Source organism: Sulfobacillus thermotolerans, assembly GCF_039623705.1.
GTDB classification, from domain to species: Bacteria; Bacillota; Sulfobacillia; order Sulfobacillales; family Sulfobacillaceae; genus Sulfobacillus; species Sulfobacillus thermotolerans.
The window spans coordinates 2,762,003-2,782,032 of sequence record NZ_CP133983.1 but is presented as its reverse complement, the minus strand read 5'-3'; the positions used below and the strand labels follow the sequence as shown (position 1 = coordinate 2,782,032).

Annotated in this window: 22 protein-coding genes and 1 tRNA gene; 4 read left to right on the top strand and 19 right to left on the bottom strand. The window is 50.6% G+C overall.

From position 1 onward, the window contains the following. Positions 1-2: 2 nt before the first annotated feature. The 8 genes from ndk to ORD20_RS14565 all read right to left on the bottom strand — a co-directional run bounded on the left by ndk (position 3) and on the right by ORD20_RS14565 (position 5,771). Complete coding sequence (ndk, locus tag ORD20_RS14600; RefSeq protein WP_103375424.1) at positions 3-416, bottom strand: nucleoside-diphosphate kinase; 414 nt, start codon at positions 414-416, stop codon at positions 3-5. Between the two features lie 19 nt (positions 417-435). Continuing rightward, entirely contained in the window at positions 436-819 is a 384-nt protein-coding gene (speD, locus tag ORD20_RS14595) for an adenosylmethionine decarboxylase (RefSeq protein WP_103375531.1), read from the bottom strand. 158 nt (positions 820-977) lie between these two features. Further along, entirely contained in the window at positions 978-1,748 is a 771-nt protein-coding gene (locus ORD20_RS14590; RefSeq protein WP_207654661.1) for a fumarylacetoacetate hydrolase family protein, read from the bottom strand. 12 nt (positions 1,749-1,760) lie between these two features. Then, complete coding sequence (locus tag ORD20_RS14585) at positions 1,761-2,165, bottom strand: type II toxin-antitoxin system RatA family toxin (RefSeq protein WP_430626297.1); 405 nt, start codon at positions 2,163-2,165, stop codon at positions 1,761-1,763. Positions 2,166-2,202: 37 nt separating this feature from the next. Then, positions 2,203-3,453, bottom strand: a complete 1,251-nt coding sequence (locus tag ORD20_RS14580; RefSeq protein ID WP_242968489.1) for an aspartate aminotransferase family protein — start codon at positions 3,451-3,453, stop codon at positions 2,203-2,205. A gap of 144 nt (positions 3,454-3,597) precedes the next feature. After that, positions 3,598-3,819, bottom strand: a complete 222-nt coding sequence (locus ORD20_RS14575) for a hypothetical protein (protein ID WP_430626296.1) — start codon at positions 3,817-3,819, stop codon at positions 3,598-3,600. Continuing rightward, positions 3,816-5,330 (bottom strand): ABC transporter substrate-binding protein, encoded by a 1,515-nt coding sequence (locus ORD20_RS14570; protein WP_430626295.1) that lies wholly within the window; start codon positions 5,328-5,330, stop codon positions 3,816-3,818. The genes ORD20_RS14575 and ORD20_RS14570 overlap by 4 nt, the downstream gene beginning before the upstream one ends. Positions 5,331-5,474: 144 nt before the next feature. Next, entirely contained in the window at positions 5,475-5,771 is a 297-nt protein-coding gene (locus tag ORD20_RS14565; RefSeq protein WP_430626294.1) for a CorA family divalent cation transporter, read from the bottom strand. Positions 5,772-5,945: 174 nt separating this feature from the next. Here ORD20_RS14565 and ORD20_RS14560 point away from each other — a divergent pair, with 174 nt between their 5' ends. Together ORD20_RS14560 and ORD20_RS14555 are read left to right on the top strand one after the other, a co-directional pair. Further along, a complete protein-coding gene (locus tag ORD20_RS14560; protein WP_173677089.1) occupies positions 5,946-6,854 on the top strand; it encodes an ABC transporter permease in 909 nt (302 codons plus the stop codon). Positions 6,855-6,866: 12 nt separating this feature from the next. Then, a complete protein-coding gene (locus tag ORD20_RS14555; RefSeq protein ID WP_103375420.1) occupies positions 6,867-7,820 on the top strand; it encodes an ABC transporter permease in 954 nt (317 codons plus the stop codon). Positions 7,821-7,866: 46 nt separating this feature from the next. Here ORD20_RS14555 and ORD20_RS14550 read toward each other — a convergent pair whose 3' ends face one another. Next, positions 7,867-8,286 carry a threonyl-tRNA synthetase editing domain-containing protein gene (locus ORD20_RS14550; protein ID WP_103375419.1) on the bottom strand — a complete coding sequence of 140 codons (420 nt, stop codon included), beginning with the start codon at positions 8,284-8,286 and terminating at the stop codon, positions 7,867-7,869. A gap of 55 nt (positions 8,287-8,341) precedes the next feature. Between ORD20_RS14550 and ORD20_RS14545 the strand changes: the two genes are divergently transcribed. Continuing rightward, positions 8,342-9,877: an ABC transporter substrate-binding protein gene (locus ORD20_RS14545; protein ID WP_103375418.1), complete on the top strand. Its 1,536-nt coding sequence runs from the start codon at positions 8,342-8,344 to the stop codon at positions 9,875-9,877. Between the two features lie 40 nt (positions 9,878-9,917). On the opposite strand, the gene ORD20_RS14540 is transcribed toward ORD20_RS14545, so the two are convergent. From ORD20_RS14540 to ORD20_RS14510, 7 genes are all read right to left on the bottom strand, one after another. After that, a tRNA-Pro gene (locus tag ORD20_RS14540) sits at positions 9,918-9,994 on the bottom strand. Positions 9,995-10,115: 121 nt separating this feature from the next. After that, a complete protein-coding gene (locus tag ORD20_RS14535) occupies positions 10,116-11,069 on the bottom strand; it encodes an ABC transporter permease (RefSeq protein ID WP_103375417.1) in 954 nt (317 codons plus the stop codon). Between the two features lie 14 nt (positions 11,070-11,083). Next, on the bottom strand, positions 11,084-11,977 hold the full coding sequence (locus tag ORD20_RS14530; protein ID WP_103375416.1) for an ABC transporter permease: 894 nt from the start codon (positions 11,975-11,977) through the stop codon (positions 11,084-11,086). A 93-nt stretch (positions 11,978-12,070) separates the two neighbouring features. Next, positions 12,071-13,828: a peptide ABC transporter substrate-binding protein gene (locus ORD20_RS14525; RefSeq protein WP_146039037.1), complete on the bottom strand. Its 1,758-nt coding sequence runs from the start codon at positions 13,826-13,828 to the stop codon at positions 12,071-12,073. Positions 13,829-14,122: 294 nt separating this feature from the next. Then, entirely contained in the window at positions 14,123-15,601 is a 1,479-nt protein-coding gene (gene spoIVA, locus ORD20_RS14520; protein ID WP_103375414.1) for a stage IV sporulation protein A, read from the bottom strand. Between the two features lie 140 nt (positions 15,602-15,741). After that, entirely contained in the window at positions 15,742-17,208 is a 1,467-nt protein-coding gene (der, locus tag ORD20_RS14515) for a ribosome biogenesis GTPase Der (RefSeq protein ID WP_430626729.1), read from the bottom strand. A gap of 65 nt (positions 17,209-17,273) precedes the next feature. Next, entirely contained in the window at positions 17,274-17,864 is a 591-nt protein-coding gene (locus tag ORD20_RS14510) for a hypothetical protein (protein WP_103375411.1), read from the bottom strand. A gap of 139 nt (positions 17,865-18,003) precedes the next feature. Here ORD20_RS14510 and ORD20_RS14505 point away from each other — a divergent pair, with 139 nt between their 5' ends. After that, positions 18,004-18,411, top strand: a complete 408-nt coding sequence (locus ORD20_RS14505) for a biotin transporter BioY (protein WP_430626293.1) — start codon at positions 18,004-18,006, stop codon at positions 18,409-18,411. Here the strand turns inward: ORD20_RS14505 and ORD20_RS14500 are convergent. Genes ORD20_RS14500 through aroH form a run of 3 tightly spaced genes read right to left on the bottom strand, consistent with a single transcriptional unit; the run spans position 18,344 to position 20,030 of the window. Beyond that, positions 18,344-18,937, bottom strand: a complete 594-nt coding sequence (locus ORD20_RS14500; protein ID WP_103375409.1) for a lysophospholipid acyltransferase family protein — start codon at positions 18,935-18,937, stop codon at positions 18,344-18,346. The genes ORD20_RS14505 and ORD20_RS14500 overlap by 68 nt on opposite strands. Continuing rightward, positions 18,934-19,623 (bottom strand): (d)CMP kinase, encoded by a 690-nt coding sequence (gene cmk, locus ORD20_RS14495; RefSeq protein ID WP_103375408.1) that lies wholly within the window; start codon positions 19,621-19,623, stop codon positions 18,934-18,936. Before cmk ends, ORD20_RS14500 begins: the two co-directional genes overlap by 4 nt. After that, positions 19,623-20,030 carry a chorismate mutase gene (gene aroH, locus ORD20_RS14490; RefSeq protein WP_242968487.1) on the bottom strand — a complete coding sequence of 136 codons (408 nt, stop codon included), beginning with the start codon at positions 20,028-20,030 and terminating at the stop codon, positions 19,623-19,625. Before aroH ends, cmk begins: the two co-directional genes overlap by 1 nt.

The window sequence follows — 20,030 nt, the reverse complement described above, 5'->3', positions numbered from 1 at the left end:
GGCTATACAAGTTCATGCGGGGCAAAATAAAGCCCGATTTCTCGCTCCGCGGAAGCATCACTGTCCGAACCATGAACAATATTTTCCGTAATGGCCAGTCCATAGTCTCCTCGCAAGGTGCCAGGCAAGGCTTTAACCGGATCAGTAGCCCCCATAATCGTCCGGGCAACCGTTACGGCTTCGCGTCCTTCCCAGACCATCGGGACAGAGGGACCCGACGTGATAAAGGCGATCAACTCGGGATAGAAAGGTTTGTCTTGGTGCTCAGCATAATGTTGCGCTGCTAGTTCTGGACTGACTTGCAATAACTTCATGGCTTTTAGCCGCAAGCCCTTTTGTTCCATTCTCCGTATAACTTCCCCTACTAGCCCCCGCCTGACACCATCAGGCTTGACCATGACAAACGTAGTTGCCAACGCTAAAATCCCCCTGTCGTCAAATCACAGCTTTTTCCGAATGCGCATTCGTCTCGACCAAAACACCCCGGAGGGTTTCCGAAGCGGTAAAATTTTGGGCGCGGAACTGTTCGACGATGTAATTACAGGCGTCCCAGGGGTTGACAGAATCGCCGCAAGTAAACACATCTACGGCGGCATAGCCGTGTTCCGGCCACGTATGCACGGCTAAATGCGATTCAGAAATGACCACCACCCCGCTTACTCCTTGCGGACTAAACTTGTGGAAAGCCACCTCTCGCACCTCAGCGCCTGCCTTTAAAGCAGCCTGTACCATAATTTCCTCTACGCTGGTGATGTCGTTCAACACCTTGGAATCACAACCGTGTATCTCTGCCAGAATTTGTCGACCCAATGCGTTCATCGCATTCCCAACCCCCTTATCACCCGATTGGTGCTCGTCAACAGTAACCTGTCCGACGGCCAGAATCATTTTATCAAAATAAGGTCTTCTGTCAACAAAATAATGCAATAAGGCAGGAAATAGCAGAGAATTACGATATCCTCGCTATAAAATCTCTATTATTCTCTCGTTTTTACGCGATTACTCAATTTTCCTATGCCCTGTATAGTAATTTCGATGAGATCGCCCGGTTGAACGGGGCCCACACCCTCGGGGGTACCTGAAAAGATAACATCCCCCGGCTGCAGGGTCATAAACCGCGAAGCATAAAAAACAATACTTTCCGGGTCGAAAATCATATCGGAAAACGCCCCTTGCTGCCTTATTTCGCCATTAACCCGCGTTTCGATGCGAAATGGACGATAATCATACGCAGTGGCAACAACAGGTCCTAGAGGGCCAAAGGTATCAAATCCCTTAGCACGCGTCCATTGACCGTCTTGCTTTTGCAGTTCCCGTGCCGTTACATCATTGCCAATGGTATAGCCAAAAATCGCCCCCGCTATGGCCTCTTTCGGCGTTTGCCAGTTGACCGCTTGACCAATGACAATGACTAATTCTCCTTCATAATCAATCCGTCCAAACCCCGATGGATATAAAATGTCGGCGCCATGGCCCGTGATGGTGCCCGGCTGTTTCAGAAATAACAGGGGCGCATCCGGAACCGCGTTGCCTAATTCTTTGGCATGTTCCCGATAATTTCTTCCCACAGCCAGTACCGTGCGCGGCCGTACAGGTGCCAACCATTGTACATCCGTGCTAGGTACCTCTTCGCCGGTTGGCACCACAGCCGGGTCGAAAAATGACCCGCTCAAAAATTGAATGCGCTCTCCCATTACCGCTGCATATTTTTCCACGCCATGATGCACAACTCTCGCATAATATGCCACAATCGCCACCTCCTAATGCTCGCTATCCGCGGCTTGTGCTTTCTCTCCTATAGCCCTTACCATAGCCTTGGCGTTTTCGCGAATCGCTAGCTTGGCTACCGGATTTAATAAACTGGCCAGCATGGGCATACCAAATTCGAACTGCCAGAAGCCCTCGAACTTCTTGAGGTCGCCTTGAATTTGGCGGTAGCTAATGCGGCCTTGCTGCGGAAAAAATTCGTCACGCTCGGTCCACTGGAATGTTGCACCCTGCAATTTAGTGCGCCACACCGAATGGGTATAGTCTTCACCTTGCTCCGCAATGGTCACAGACTCAACGTTTTTCATAAATTCCGGAAACCGCTGCATATCCGAAAGAATTTTATAAATGGACGTCATCGATGCGGGCACGACTTCCGTCACGGTTACCACAGGCATAACTAATCGCTCCTCTCAGGTCCAGATATTCATCGACTTATCCTTCTATTAAATCGTCAAGCATTGGCTCAATAGCGCTCAGAGCTTGCTCCCATACCTTAAGCACCTGATCAATTTGGGCCGCGGTGATCACTAAAGGGGGAACCATGCGAATCACACGATCATTGTTTAAGGTATATACGGCGAGAACATGGCGCTGGAATAGCTCCGAAATTAATGCCCCTCCGACTCCAGCGCTAGGCACTTCCACCCCAATCATCAGACCCCGACCGCGCACATCCGTAATCGCCCGTGAAAAGCGGCCTTGCAACTGTTTCAAACCGTTTAGCACGGTAGCGCCCAAAGTGGCGGCACGCTGCGGCAAATCGTCTTCGACCGTGACGCGCAAGGCTTCTTGCGCCACTGCACAAGCGAGCGGATTTCCCCCGAAAGTCGACGTATGAATCAACGGTGCGGAATCAAAGAATGTCCAAGCACTTGGTCGCCCTACCACAGCACCAATCGGCATGACACCACCGCCCAAAGCTTTGGCCAAGCACATTAAATCGGGCACCACCCCACTGTGTTCCACGGCAAATAATCGGCCCGTTCGGCCAATTCCCGTCTGCACTTCATCCGCAATCAATAAAGCCCCGTATTGGTCACACAATCCGCGCAAAGCGGGCAGATACTCATCGGGTGGAACAATGACGCCCCCCTCCCCTTGAATCGGCTCTACGATGACGGCGGCCACTTGGTCGTCCATAACTTCGGCGACCTTTTGGGCGTCACCATAAGGAACATGAATGATGTCTGGAAGTAGCGGCGCAAAAGGCTGCCGATATGTATCCCGTCCTGAAACGGATAGGGCCCCTAAAGTTTTGCCATGAAAGGCTCCATACGTGGAGATAATTCGGGGGCGGCCCGTTTGGATACGAGCAAATTTTAATGCCGCCTCCACCGCTTCGGCCCCACTATTACAAAAAAAACTATACTGCAGGTCGCCTGGAGTGAGGCGAGCCAACTCTTCTGCCAAAGCAATCATTGGCCGATTCAACAGAACGCGCGAGGATAAGCTCAGCTGATCTAATTGCTGATGGGCTCGCTCAACAATACGAGAATTTTGATAGCCCTGCACAAAAACCCCATAACCTCCAGCACAATCAATATATTGATTGCCTTCTTCATCCACAATGATGGCCTCGTGCCCGGTTTTTTCCACGGCATTTAGACCCATAAACCGCAAAGCTCGCGCAAGTCCTGGATTCATATACCGCTCAAATTTCGCTATTAAATCATCGTGTTCCACGTGTCTGACCTCCCTACCTATTCCATCCTGACCATAATAGATCGCCGCGGCGGATTATACCATGATGGAACTGGCTCCATGATCATCGCAAAAAGAACAACCCCAGGCGTTACCACGCTCTGGGGCTGTTCTTTTCTTATCCAATTAGTGACTGACTGTCCAATAGTTGGGATAGTTGGTGTTTGTTATCGGATTGTAGCTGGAATTGACACCATGAATATAGGTTGCCGTTTCATCAAACTGCGCCGTCCATGGCATCCAAATCACGGGCAATTGCTGCGAAGCGTACGCCAAGTAAGCATCCATCCGGGCCGTGATCTGACTGGAAGTGCCAGGCTGATACGTCGCTTGAATCAGCTGGTTCATTTTCTGATTCTGGTAGCCGCCGTAATTCGAGGCTGAGGTCGAGGCAAACAAACCGCCTCCCGTGGGATAGTAGTCAGGCTCATAAGTCCATCGCCCCACCACACCATCTGCCACTTGTTGGCATTGGCCTGGTTTGTATCCGCAATGAGGGTATTGAACTGCTGTGACTCGAGATTGACTTGAATGCCCTCTTGCGCCCAATCCTGCTTCATGAGCTGCACTTGGTTCGCAACAGCAGATACCCCCGAAACATAGTCAAGGGTAAACGCGAGTTTTTGGGAACCCTTCGTCATGACGCCATCCACCAGATGCCAACCATGGGCTTCCAAGAGCTTTTTACCCGCTGCTGGGTTATAAGGATAAGGATTCTTCAGACTGGCATCATAAAATTTCGTAACAGGCTTGGCAGGAATGGGACTAAACCCTGGTGTGCCGTATCCGTGATAAAAGGCGGAAATCATGCCAGGCTGGTTGATTCCCATTTCCAAAGCTTCACGCACATACTGGTGACTGACAATATTGCCAAATCCACCAGGCGCATTCGGACTAAAATTCGGAATCAGATAGTTGAAACCAAACGGATACACGGGTGCAAATTTATCATCGACGAGCGTGTTGCGTGAATCGTACAATGAAAATGGCAGATAGCCAACGCCCACTTTATTCATCTTCAAATCCGCAAATTCGGAACTGTTGCTGGACTCATAAACATAGACCAACTTATCAATTGTCGCCTTGTGCCCATCATAGTTCGGATTGGGAACAAACGTCCAATACTCATTATTGGTCTTAGATGCTGCAGCATCGAACTTAAATGCTCCGTCTACCACGTCATAATAAGGGGATGCTGGGTCATTGGACACAGACAAAATGAATTTCAGCTCATTGTCCATGTTCTTATGAATATCCCAGACTGCCTTAGGAGCCGGGACAATTTGCCCTAAACCGTTATGCAAGAACCATTGGGGATTTGACGGCTGATTCAAGGTCACAACCACTTGGTACGGACCATTAGCGGTCACACTTTGCCACCGGGTAGGAAGTCCGCCGATGCCAGCTCCACCATATCCCCACGGCAACGACGGTGCGTTGCTGCTTGCAGCCATCATCAACTGCGCAGTCCATACGACGTCCGCAGACGTGACAGGCGTACCGTTAGACCAATGCCATTTTTTGTTAAGAGTGATGGTATATACCGTTCCATTGCTATTCCACGTCACGTTCGACGCTAAAGACCGTGCATAATCAATACCGTCGGTCTTTGAAATATGCAACAGCGGCACGTACATCAGAGAATTCATCTGCGAGTTGTAAACAGAAAAGGCCGACGACGACTCCACTGGGAAAAACCAATTGGGTGAAACTTGAACAGGTAAAGCGACGACAGCTTGGTTTCCAACAGGCGATTTCACCGTCGAGCTCGCGGCAGACGAGGTCGTGCCACAGCCAGCAAGCGTCAACGCACCCGCCACAGCCGCTGAAGCGATTAAAGCAAATGAACGCTGTTTCATTGTGCCCTCCCTAAGATGTCATAATCTCATGATGATACGCGTAACATGACAGCGCAATTCGACATATTGAGCCTTCAGCATTTTAGGGCAGGTCATGAAATTCGTCTAGAGGGGAACATAATTCTACTTTGTGTCAATTTGGTTTTAAATCCACTTTCGCCGTTTAAAAATCCACAGTAACAGTGCCGAAATAAGCAAGACGGAAAGAATGACCACATGAAATCCCCAGGGATTATCCGCCCCGGGCATATGATCAAAATTCATCCCGTAAATGGCAGCAATCACAGAAGCAGGCATAAAAAGTGCGGTCACAATCGTCAGCGTCTTGACAATTTCATTAAGACGATTGGAGACACTCGATAAATACACATCAAGCACCGTATCCATCATTTCGCGGTAGGTATCTGCGGTTTCAGATAGTCTAATAACATGAAACAACATTTAACAAATCGAGCCTGACATTGGGCAATGGCCACAACCCTTGTAATTGACATAAAAGTCAAGCCCCCTTTATAATACATTGTCGCTAGTTTTCATAATATTGTAGGCTGGTTGTCCTACGCATGTCAGGATTCCCTGATATAGTGAACGGTTGAGGCAGGAGCGGATGACAACATGATTTCACCTGAAATAGAGATGCGCGATCCTCTTCAAGGGAATCAACCGGTAATTGAACGCACCCGGAGCATATCCCGTGAATGGAGAGCGTTCTGGAAAAATCCTTTGGCACGTTTTGGCATTGGAGGCTTAGCCTTCTTAATTCTCTTCAGCTTTGTCGGGCCCATTTTTTACCATGCCAGTGCCTACCAACCCAACCTGCTAAACACGCTGCATCCACCGAGTGCCAAATTCCCCCTCGGCACCGATAGTTTGGGACGGGATTATTTGGCGCGCATGATGCTAGGGGGACAACTTTCCCTCGAGGTCGGTTTTGCAGCAGCCTTTATGACCACCATGATCGGCGTGATTTATGGTCTGATTTCCGGTTTGTTAGGTGGTAGCATTGATGCATTGCTCATGCGGCTTGTCGATATTTTTATCGCCATTCCCAGCCTGTTCCTGTTGCTCTTTGTCGACTCCGTTTTTAAACCTAATGCGTTATTGCTTATCGTTATTATCGCATCGTTATCGTGGTTCGGTGTGGCCCGTTTGGTCCGTTCCGAGGTCCTTTCGCTCAAGCGACGAGATTATGTGGAAGCGGCCCGGGCGCTCGGAGCAAATAACTGGCGAATTATGATTCAGCACCTGTTACCCAACGTTATGGGCGTCGTCATCGTCAACGCCACGTTTCAGGTCGCAGACGCCATTCTCACGGTGGCCGCTCTAAGTTTTCTGGGCTTAGGACTTCCCCCGCCGACCCCTAACTGGGGAGAGATGCTGTCCGATAGCATGTCCTACATGTTTCAAAACGCGTGGTGGCTCATATATCCACCGGGATTGGCCATTTTGCTCGTAGAACTCTCGGTAAACTTCATTGGCGATGCACTGCGTCAAGCTTTCGACCCGCGCTTGCGCAAAAGATAGGAGGGATAGGTCATGCTCAAATACATCCTGCGGCGTGTGCTCCAGGCGATTCCTTCCCTCCTGGGCATCACCGTTATCGGCTTTTTCTTAGTTCACATTGTGCCTGGGGGGCCGGCCCAAGCTATGCTAGGTCCACGGGCTACTCCTCTGCGTATTGCACAGGTGGACCGAGAATTTGGTTTAAATAAACCCATTCCGGTTCAATATGTCGAGTGGCTTGGCCAATTGCTTCATGGCAATTTGGGCACGTCCTACTTTTATAACGAAACGGTTTGGCATCTTATTATGGTCAACATGCCACGGACATTATCCATTGTCGGCTTAGGCATTTTAATCGCGCACGTGTTGTCTATTCTGCTTGGAAGCATTCAAGCCTACTACCACGACACCAAGTTCGATTATGCGATGACCTCGTTAACGTATTTCTTTTATTCCATGCCCATTTTCTGGCTAGGGATTATGATTATCATGTTGTTTTCCATTTCGCTCGGATGGTTTCCCTCCGGAGGCCTTTCTAACCCCTTAAATCCCAATCCTGGTTTCGGATCTTGGCTGGCCCATACCACGTTGCCGGTCCTCACCATCGTTTTGACCACCGTCGCTGGATGGGGACGATATATGCGGACTGCTATGAGTGAGAACCTCATTCAAGATTATGTGCGCACCGCACGTGCCAAGGGGATTCGAGAGTCCGTTGTGGTATTGAAGCACGCCCTTCGCAACTCTGTCTTGCCGTTGATTACCTTGTTGGGATTTTCCTTGCCCAATCTCTTCTCAGGCGCTTTGCTCGTAGAAGTCATTTTTAACTATCCTGGAATGGGACTGTTATTTTGGGATGCGGCTAACCAACGGGATTATCCCGTAATTCTTGGCATCGTTGTCATTACGGGTTTCTTGACCATTATTGGTAACTTGCTCGCAGACCTACTCTACGGCATTGTGGATCCACGGATTCAATACAACTAACCCACAATTCCTGTTTCCAAGCATAAACGGCCTCGTGAGAGGCCGTTTATGCTGTTCCCAAAGAATTTCGCTTCACCATTCGGCCTTTGGCGCCAGGTTTGCCTACATCATGAAGTTCAATCGCATATATCCATCCAAAAGTCGTACTGTCGACCTCAGTAATGCCTGCATTCCTCAACGCATCCGGCAGATCCTGATAAAGGCGCTGTGCGTCCGCGACAGGCAGCGGCTGGTCAGAAAGATGATTGAATGAATGGATCACGACAGGCAAGCGCCGGTTACGCCTTAATATGGCCTCCGTGAGTTCCTGACTCACCATCTTAAGCGTGTCACCTGCCTCCAACGCTAAATAGAAGACGGTGCATTCGCGTGTGACCAAGTCATGCGCTTCTAAACTCGCATTGCGGATCACCGACTGCACGGGATGCGCAGCGAAACGCCTCGCATCACAATACAAAGCCACCATTTGCAACTGCCTCCCAGCCCGTGTTGTCTTCTCTACTTTGGTATAATACTAAATTATGAACGCTTACTCAGTGCATTTTTCCAAGAAGGCCACGTCCGCAGCTATCAGTGGCATTATACTTGCGGGTCTGTTGAGCCTAGCGGGATGTGGAACCAAAGTCACGATCCCTCACCCTCGGCTCTTTGACCACTCTCAAATCGTCCTGGGACTGCGCCCTTTCGCCTTAAACCCTTTTTCCCATGCGCAATCCAATGCCTGGGTCATGAATATGATGTACGACAGCCTGGTACGTGTAAACGCGCATGGAGCCGTTTCCGAAGACATCGCGGCCTCGTGGCAAATTCAAAAAAACAGTCGCCAATATATTTTTCATCTCAATCCGCATGCCAAATGGTGGAACGGCCGTCCTATCAGCGTGCATGATGTGGCGTGGACCTACCAATTATATGCCAATCCGAATGCCCCTATCGCCGCTTCTCAGTCGTTGGCGCGACTTGTGGCGTCAGTGACGACTCCCAATGCCGACACTGTCGTCATCACGCTCGTACGGCCTGATCCGGGCTTTTTGGCGAATGTCGCAGCAGCAGGCGATGACCATCCCATTCTCCCAGCATTTCTCGTCAGTCGCATACCGATCGCGCGGTTGAACCAGTCTCCCGTTTTTAATCGTCTGCCGGATATGATGGGTTCAGGTCCTTACCGTCCCTATGCCGAAGGACCAAACGGTATCCGCTGGATAGCCAATGCCCATTATTTTCTGGGATCGCCTAAAACGCACATATTGCTCACGCAGTGGTCGACTCCCCCACAACCTGACGTTGCCTGGGGCCATTGGCATATCTCGCAGACTAAGACTTTATATTACCCCCGGCTAACTTATACGATGCTGCTCTTTAATATGAATGCGTCTTCCTTGCCGCGTCCCATGAGGCTCGCGTTAAATGCCCTTCTCAACCGCTATGAGCTATCCCGCACGTTAGGGGCAGCTATTCCCATGACGGAGCCTGTATGGCCGTCTAGTATCTATGCCGTATCCATTCACTTGCCCAAGGCCGATACGATTTTACGTCATGCCGGCTACCGACAAATTGGAGGCATTTGGCATACACCCCAGGGCCGTCCTGTCCAAGTTGACCTTACCGCTATGCGCACAGGCCAAGATCTCCATATTGCCCAGGCTGTCCGGCATCAACTGCTTGCCGCAGGCATACCGACGCATTTAGCCCTTGTGTCCGATATGCATACCACGCTCATACAGCATCACTTCGTCGTGGCCGTCGTTGAGCGACGCGCTACGCCCTTTCCGGCGTTGGCACAAGATTTTAGCATGACCTCACCGACCAACTATGGCCTATACGACAACCCAGCCTTTCAAGTAGACGTGACAGCCATGAATAACCATCCCGGTCAGCTCGTGGTAAATGAACACCGAGCCCTGCAGGCGCTCTTTAACAATCCACCCGGTGCGTATTTAGTGTGGTCGGCTCAGAAAGTGGTGGTCGCACCCACCGTTCAACACTTGACCCTTAACCCGTATAATCCCTTGGAAACCGTAGGGCAATGGACTGTTTTACGCTCCAAAAACCCATAGACACAAAAAAAGAGAGATTGCAAGCAATCTCTCTTTAAAATGGTCGGACTGGCGGGATTTGAACCCACGACCTCTACCACCCCAAGGTAGCGCGCTACCAAGCTGCGCCACAGCCCGTTCTCAACTGCACAATGATTATAGCACGGTGTCCCATAGGATACAACTCTTTTTTTCGCGTACCCTCACCTGAAAAAGGGAAGAGGAGGTCTTCTTGACCCCCTACTGCCAGTCATCCTCCTTATTTATAGCTTATACGCGGATCAACCAAGCTGTATAACACATCGGCCAACAAGTTTCCTGCCACGGTGAGCAGGCCAATGATCATAATAATGCCTAATAAAATCGGATAGTCGCGCTGAAGGGCTGCATTCCAAAAAAGCAATCCCATGCCTGGGTAGTTAAACACGAGTTCAATGACTAATGCTCCAGCAAAGAGTGTGGGAATGGACAACCCAAATAGCGTAATGATTGGTAAAAGTGAATTACGCAAAGCGTGCTTAAAAACGACGGACAACTCAGAGAGTCCTTTGGACCGCGCTGTTCGGATATAATCTTGCAGCATGGAATCAATCATCGAAGAACGCATAAACCGTGCCCAAGTTGCCACTGTGGCCAAAACGAGCACTAATACAGGCAATGCTGCATGGTCCAAGTACCCTATGAATCCACCCGGACCGCCATTAGAGAAGTTAATGCCTCCCGACGGAAACCAGCCAAGATAAATAGAAAAGATGAGAACGACCATAATCGCCAGCCAAAATACCGGCATCGACCAGAAAAAAAAGACGACCGTCGTAATAACATGGTCAAACCAGCGATTGCGAAAATAGCCCTGAATGGTTCCTAAGACGATAGCAATTAAATGCGACAACACCACCGCAATCAAAACAATGGCTAGGGTATGCGGCAAATACTCTCCTATGACTTGCAATACCGGCTGGTTAAAGGTATACGAATAGCCAAAATTGCCATGCAGTAGATTATCAAACCAGATCCAAAATTGAACCGCTAGCGGCTTGTTTAATCCCAACGAACGATTAATGGCCGCAATACGCTGGGGCGTAGAATGCTGCCCCAAAAGCGTCTGAGCCGGTCCGCCTGGAACGATATGCAACAAGATAAAGCTGAAAACGGCAATCCCAATAAGGGCTGGGATCGACTGGATAATACGGCGGATAATATACACAAACATCCCTAGGTTCCTCCTTACAGCCTGCTGTCAATCGCGTTTTGCAACGCTTCGGAAATAAAGTTGATGGACAACAGCGTCCATAGTAGAGCAATCCCGGGCGGGTAAATCAACCACCAGGCATTCTGAAACATATAGTTCATCGATGTGGACAACATTTCTCCCCAATTAGGCTGCGGTGCAGGCAACCCTAACCCTAAGAAGCTCAGGGTGGCAATGGCAATAATCGATCCGGCTACCTGGAAAATAGTGGCAACCATTACAGTTCCCATCACGTTCGGAAGCAGTTCCCTGAGCATTATGTGCCAATTACTGGCACCAAAGGCACGGGACGCTTCCACGTAGTCACGCTCTTTGATGGACAAGACTTCGGAGCGGACCAAGCGGGTTACACCAAACCACGAAGTAATTGCCAGAATTCCTGTCAAAAGCAACGCATTCGGTTGAAAGACCGCATCCAAAAACAACAGTACAAATAACGTCGGAATGGTGAGGAGCACGTCAATAATGCGCATCATGATAGCGTCGACGACGCCTCCCACTAGCCCACTCACCAACCCGTAGGCGACGCCAATCACCATCGAGGCAATAGCGGCGGAAAATCCAACAATTAGCGACACCTGGCCCCCCAGCATCAAACGCGCCAGATAGTTACGGCCTAGGTCGTCCGTCCCTAAAGGAAAGCGCGCACTCGGTGGCTGCATAAGGGCGGTAATATTTGTGGTATAAGCACTCGCATGATAGATCAGAGGCCCCACAAAGCAAAACAAGATAATAAGAACCAACCCAATTACCCCAGCGAGCCCCAAGGGATGGTGCCAAAAAGCACGCCACGCCCGAGAGCCCATAGGCTTTTCAGCAATCGCGGCCGGTTCTTCGGCCATGTGTATATCGGTAGACTGCGAAACCATTGACCAGACACCCCTTCATCAATATCCCTTAGCACGGACGATTTGAGGGAGGCCGGCACCAAAGGCCCTGGCCTTCGTGCCGGCCCTCGCACGTTATTTGGACAGCCAGAAATATTGGGGCGAAAAGTACTGGGTAAAGGGGTTCGAATACTGCACCACATTGTGCAGATTCTTAGCATTCTCATCATACGATGGTGGTGCCGGTACAAACAATATGGGTAAGTCCTGCGCCACATATTTTTGGAAATTGTATAGCGCTTGCAACGAGGCTTGTTGTGTCGCGAAAGGCTGGTGGGTCTTGGCAATCAGCGCATTCATCTCGGCATTGGAATAGCCTTGGCTGTCAAGCCCTTGCCCAGGCTGTCCAAATAGGCCTTCGCCAGTCGGATAAGAACCGCCCCAGGTAATGCCGCCATAGTCCTCCATTTCCCACTGGTTGTTGGTCAAGCCCACAATGGTCGAGAAGGGCTCTGCCTTTAACGTTACTTTTATGCCTTCTTTAGCCCAGCCTTCTTGCATCAGCGTCACTTCTTGAACGAAAGATTGGGCACCACTGGAGTACACCAGAGTAAAGTCCATCTTTTCGTTGCCTTTGGTCATGACGCCATTAACCTCATGCCATCCGTGTTGCTCGAGCAACTTCTTGCCAGCACTAGGGTTATACGTATAGATGGGCTTCAAGTTGGGATCGTAGAAGATTGTAGGCGGTTTGTCTGGCACAATCGTTGTTTCGTCAATAGCATTACCATGGAACGCCGCTGCATTGATAGCGGGCTGGTTAATCCCCATTTGCAATGCCTGTCTAACATAGAGATGCTTGAAGATATCGCCCACCCCATTGGGCGCATTATTCGAGGCGGTCTTGTGCCCGTGATTCATGTTCACCAGTACGTCATCGTACTCGAGGTAGTTAATCACAGCCAAATTATAGTTGTTGGCTAAGGCGCTGCGCGATCCCCATAGCGAATTGGGCAAATACCCGGCCTGAATGGCTCCTGTCTTTAACGCCGCAAACTCGGCATCACTGCTGGTTTCATACTGCAAAATAAATTTCGACAAGTAGGGCTTGTGTCCCCCATAGCTGGGATTGGGCACAAACACCCACTTTTGGCTGGATACCGCTTGCTGTAATTTAAACGGTCCGTCCACCACTTGGTATTCGGGAGCGGTCGGCTCAGTGGCAATTGTACCCAAGAACTTTAATTCTTGCGTCATATTATTCGGATATTTGTCAAAGACCGATTGCGGCAACGGCGTCATCTGATCAAGGCCATTGTAAATAAACCATTCTTGGTTCGCGGGTTTATTCAACGTTACCGTGAACTGATGGCTGCTATCCGCCACAACACTTTGCACTTGGGAAGGAATGCCGCCTGAGCCAGCCCCCACATAGGGCCACGGCGCGGGTGCATTGGGCGCGGACGCGGCCTTGATAAGATTCCACGTGAACACCACATCTTGTGCAGTCACCGGGTGGCCATTGGACCACTTATATTTGGGGTTCATGGTCACCACAAATTGGGTACCATTCGCATTGGGTTTGATACTGCTAACAATCGAACGGCTGTAATTGATGGACCCGTTATTGTTATATGTGAGTAATCCTTTATACATAAAACTTTGGACCCAGCCATTGTACAGACTGTCTTGCAAGCCATTCATCAAGGGGAAGTACCAGGTAATATTGGAATCAGCCGGCAGCGCCATGACCACTGTGCCGCCGTATTGCGGCTTGCTCACCGCGCTGGATGGAGAGGTAGTCGTTGTGGTTCCGCATCCGGCTAGCAGCATGCTAGCGGACAGCACGAGCCCTGAGGCCAGCGCTATTTTCTTTGAGGCGATCTGCTTCAAGCGAATTCCTCCTAATGTGTCTGTGTTTAGACAAATGAAATACTCTTCGTACGTTTCGACATCCAGAGGACGAATTCCTTCTAAAATCTGGGGATCTCGATAAAACTTTCTTTTCAAAACAATTGAGGTCGACAAATGATGGGTAGAAATATCCTCCACCCATGTTCATGAAGCCCAGAAGATATTTACATAATACTCTGTCGTGTCAGCAAATGCTATCCCTCCAAAGTAAGCCGAACGCACAAAAAAAAATACGCGGGTAGGGAATCCTGCCCGCGTGTCCCAGCGCAATGTCTAGATGATAATGCAAATAAGACCGCCTGAACCTTCATTAATGATCCGCTGCAAGGTCTCTTGCAGTTTCTCTTGCGCATTCTCCGGCATTTTAAAGAGCTTAGACTGGATGCTTTCGCGGACCAAATCATGGAGCGACTTTCCAAAGAGATTCGTTTCCCAAAGTTTAATTGGGTCATCCTCAAATTGCTCCATAAGATATTGGACCAATTCATCGGCTTGGCGCTCCGTACCAATAATGGGCGTTAATTCCGTTTCAATATCCGCCCGAATCATATGAATCGAAGGGGCTGTGGCTTTCAACTTCACGCCAAACTGGGCGCCCCGGCGAATGGGTTCTGGCTCCTCAAGATTCAGCTCTGAGAGAGTGGGAGCCACCATACCATATCCCGTCGCTCGCACTTCTTGTACCGCTTCTTCCACCTTATCCCACTCGGTTTTGGCGATAACATATTCCCGCCAAAGTTTCATAATATCCCCGCGCCCACCGACATGACGATCCGCTAACTCTCCCAAAATTCTGTAGAAGAGGTCAGATTGAACCCCGACGGAGATATTCGCGACGCCCGTACCCAAATCCATATGGAGCAAGCGCACCGTCTCTAGATAATCATAGCTTTGCAAGTTGTTCACTGCGGGATCCACGTCACGCAATCGGCTAATGCTGGTCCGGGCTTCCTCCAACACATTGTCAACCTGTTTGCGCAGCCAATGCGTTGGACTTAACGCGTCCACCCAATCGGTCAACTCGAACACAATTTCCGTGACCGGAAATTCGTAGAGAACTTGTTCTAAAATGTGCACGATGTCGTCTTGCTGCAGTTCTTGACAATTGATGGGCAATACAGGTACGTCGTACGCCTCTTGCAGTTCTGACGTCAGCGCTAGGGTGTCTTCCGTATCCGGATGCGCCGAATTCAACAGGACGACAAAAGGCTTGCCAAGTTCCTTTAATTCAGCAATGACCCGTTCCTCAGGTTCGATATAGGCATCGCGGGATAAATCCCCAAAACTGCCGTCGGTCGTGAGCACTAACCCAATGGTTGAATGGTCTTGGATCACTTTTCGTGTACCGATCTCGGCCGCTTCCTCAAAAGGCATCATCTCGTCCGACCAAGGCGTCATGACCATGCGGGCACCATCGTCTTCCATGTACCCCAACGCCCCCGGCACCGCGTAGCCGACACAATCCACGAGTCGGGCGCGGAAAGAGATTGCATCGGTTAACTGAATTTCCACGCCGTCATCTGGAATAAACTTGGGTTCCGTTGTCATGATCGTCCGGCCCGTACCGCTCTGCGGCAAAGAATCTTGGGCACGCTCACGTTCATTAGCGTCCTCGATAGCGGGCAAAATCATCCGCTCCATGAAACGTTTAATAAACGTGGATTTGCCGGTACGGACCGGTCCCACGACGCCAATGTACACATCGCCGCCAGTGCGTTCGGCCAAATCCTTAAACAGATCAAACTTTTCCATCCTTGTGGTTCCCTCCCTTTAGGTCTCCAAGTGGGTTGGCGCCGGTCCTCGCCTGTCCCGGGATCACCCTAATGAATGACAGTAGCAAGATATGAGAGAACCACAAGAATAATGACCATGCCAGGAAAAAATGGCACAGTTTACCGGTCAGATTCCTCCACCCTCTGCCGGCTCATTAAGGCTTCCACCGCCAATTTGACGGACTTCCCATTAAAAATTTCCACGACCTCGGTCGTGATAGGAACCGGCAAGCCAAATTTTTGTCCAAGATCCCGAGCCGCGTACGCTGTAGGCACCCCTTCCACAACCATCGGCGTGCTACCGAGAATAGCGTCCACGGAACGCCCTTTCGCAAGTTCTTGGCCAAACCAGCGATTGCGGGAACTCGGCGAATTCGACGTGGCGACCACATCCCCTAACCCTGAAAGGCCCGCCAAAGTCTCCCAACGTGCTCCCATTCTCACCGCTAACCGGCCCATCTCATGTAATCCCCGGGTCATAATGGCCGCTTGGGCATTGTCTCCTAGACCGGACTCCACCGCAATCCCAACAGCAATGGCGAGAATATTTTTGAATGCCCCACCTAACTCCACCCCAACGATGTCTCGCTGGCCGTAAAGGCGCAAATTGCCTTGCCCTAAAATATTCGCCATGCTTTTGAAGTAACTTAAGAAGCGCAAGTGTTCCTTTGCCTTCTGTTGGAACGGAATGGTAGTGCCTTTGATAAGGTCAGACTTATTTAACAACACCACGCAGCCCTTGCGTGCCTTGTCAATTTGGCCGGCAATACGTTGGTCTTGAGCCGTAATGTCATCATCGGCCGCAATTAACAACAGCACCACATCGGCATTGCGAATCGCATCGAGCGTCCGCTGTACGGTTTTTTCTTCTAAGGTTTGCGTAATTTTGTTTGGCCGCCTGAGTCCCGCCGTGTCCAAGATCACATAGCGCTGACCCTCTCGCTCAATAACCGTATCAACCACATCGCGGGTCGTCCCGGCAATTGGGGTGACCAATGTGCGTTCTTCCCCAGATAGGTAATTGAGTAACGATGATTTCCCCACATTCGGGCGTCCCGCTAAAGCAATCCGAATCTCCCCGGTATGGGTCAGTTCATTCAGGTCTTCTTCCGGCGGCAAACGGTCGACAATAGCATCAAGCAAATCGCCCACGCCTTCACCGTGAACAGCCGATACCAAGATCGGTTCTCCTAGACCATATTCATAAAACTCCATCCCGTTTACCTTAGGGCTTTCTGCCTTATTGACCGCTAAAATTACCGGTTTTTTTGTTCGGCGCAAAAGGTCGAGCACAATTTGGTCGGCTGCCGTGGGGCCGCCCATCCCATCCACGACGAAAACCAAAACATCCGCCTCAGCAATCGCCATTTCCGTTTGCTTGCGGGTTAGTCCCAATAACGTCTCATCGTCACCAGTCCAAATGCCCCCGGTATCGATAATGGTAAATTCCCGCCCGTTCCAGTCTGTATCTTCATACAATCGATCACGCGTTACGCCCGGATAGTCTTCGACAATCGCGCGACGCGATTGCGTAATCCGATTAAACAACGCCGACTTCCCTACGTTGGGCCTTCCAACTAATGCCACTAATGACAACCCAATCCCTCCAGTCCATAGGATTATCCCAGGGTCTGCGCACGCTGGCAAGGCGCTTAAGTGGGAGACTCCTTAGATAAGAGTCCTTGCTTGCGTTGTTTCCACCAACGAACGGCCACGGCCCCCATCCAGGCCACCAGTGACACCAGTAAGGAAAAGACCAAATCGCGCACCGTTCCCCAATGCAATCGCCCCGTATACAGACTGAGCATCACACTCGAGCCGATTTCTGCTCCCACGCCAACGAGGACGGCATCAAGGGGGTCTTCGCCCACTAACGCTGCCATTATCCCCACGACACCTGCTTCCCATGGCAACCATGCAATAATCTGGACCCGCGACGGGTTAAGCGGACCAATCAGACGCGCAATGCCAAGAAATACGCTAAAATTCAAGGCCCACATCACAGTGGCCATACGGGCATATTGAATACCCACCGTCACAACCGCGGCACTCCAAATAATACTCCCAAAATTTATTGCCTGAGGATGAAATAGATTCGAAATAAGACTACACCCGCTAACGACTATCATCAGCACGGGTCCCCACCATGTCGGAAAGGCATAGGGTTTTAGCAGCGTGCGCCCCCATCCTGCGCTGAACAACAAGGCTCCGGCTATCCATAAACTAAAGACGAGAACGGTCATAGTGCTCTCCTTGCACGTAGTAGTAGTGCAAGTGTCCCCGAGCTGCCAGGGTTCCATGCATTGACCTCATATGCTAAAATGACCCAAGTTTCCGCCTTGTCCCCAAATACGCTTTCATACCTATACCAAGGAGGTTTATATGCCACAATCCATGCGCTTTTTGGTTTTAGCGGGATTTGTCACGGCCATGACCGCGGTCGGTGCCCTGACCTCTTTCACAATCCCCCTATTCTCCGTCGTCCCTTTCACGTTACAAGTGCTGGGTGTCTATTTAGCGGGTGGCTTGCTTCCCCCACGCTGGGCGTTTATGAGCATGATAACGTATGTACTGCTGGGCGTTTTGGGGCTTCCGGTCTTTGCTGAAGGAAGCCACGGAATCGGCATTCTTCTAGGACCTTTTGGGGGGTACTTGTGGGCATACCCACCCGCTGCTTGGCTCATTGCCCGTTTAGCGCCGGCCCCCTTGTTATTGCGCGAGTTCATACTTTTTTTGGCAAACTCTCTTGATGCGCTGGCGCCTCAATCTGTTCGGCGATCTTTTCCATAATCATCTTTTGCGCATCGTGACGCTCCATTTCTGGAGGAATGGTAAACAGTTCGCCTATCGAATAGCGAATGGTCTTGCGAAACCCATACTGACCGCTAATCCCAATAGGAAGGCAAGGACACCCTGTTTTTTGAGCTAAGTACACCGCGCCCGCTCTTGCTTCCTGTAATGGACCTTGATGCGACCGGTGTCCTTCCGGAAAAATCATGAGTGCTTGGTCGCGAGCTAATAGCTGCAGAGATGTCCGAATAGCTTTGCGGTCGGCTTTGCCCCGGTGCACCGGAAAAGCATGCAAACGGCGAATTAACCAGCCAAACACCGGAACAGAAAACAACTCGGCTTTGGCCATAAAATAGACAGGACGCGGCATTAATATCGCGGCCATAGGAGGGTCTAAAAACGTAATATGATTGACTAAAATCAGCACTGATCCACGCTTGGGCACATGTTCTAATCCCGACACTTCAATGCGAAAGTATAATGACATCAAAATGCGAACCAGCCAATAAAAAAATCCGTAAATCATGATTCCACACGTTGACGATAGATCGACAACATCATATCGACAACATGGTCCACCTCCATGTCGGTGGTATCAATGTAAATCGCATCAGGCGCTTGTTTTAATGGCCCAACAGCCCGTTCTGAGTCCAGGGCATCTCGGTGACGGATTTCTTCTGCCAATTCAGCAAGGTCCGCCGGGAATCCCATCCCCGTCAAGTCCTGTAGGCGGCGTTGAGCGCGCGCCTCGAGCGAGGCTGTCAAATAAAACTTAAGATCGGCACTGGGCAGGACGTACGTTCCAATATCACGACCATCCATAATCACATGACCCGCGCGTGACATTTCTCGTTGCCGACGCACCATCTCTTCCCGAATGCGCGGGAACCCCGCGACCACGGAAACGCTGGCATTAACCTCCGGACTGCGCAATAGCCGGGTAACATCTTGCCCGTCAACCAGCACCAACGGCTTTTGGTGGCCGGCCCCATCTAGCTCAATCCGCGTCATGTCCAACAAGTGTAGTAATTGCGTCTCGTCACGGAGATCCACCCCATGTTGAAGTGCCTTCAACGCTAACGCCCGGTACATCGCACCTGAATCTAAATACAAAAATCCCAACCGCTCCGCCATTCGGCGAGCCGCAGTGCTTTTGCCTGCGCCCGCCGGTCCATCAACGGCAACGACGGGGCCTTGTCCCCAGTGCCCCATTATCCTTGTGACTCCTGGTCAGCGGCAACGAGGTCCTCGCGTAAAACGACAGCCCCATACTGATAGACATGACGAACATCACGCTGGGCGCATGTCATCTCCGCCTGCATTAAAACACGGACAGTTTTGGGCAATCCATGAGGCACGTTGAGTTCGCTCATGCAGATGACCGGAACGTATTGCCAGCCCACCTTACGTGCAGCCTCCGCAGGAAATGTGGCGTGCAGATCTGGTGTCATGGTAAAACAGATGCTACTCATTTGCTCCGGATCCACACCATTAACCCGAGCCATTTCCAAAATCAACTCTTGCGTACGCTCTAAAATTTGCGCGGCGTCATCTTGCTCCACCGTCGTCGCTCCGCGAATACCCCTTATCACTCCATCAACACCCTTTCCCCTAGACAT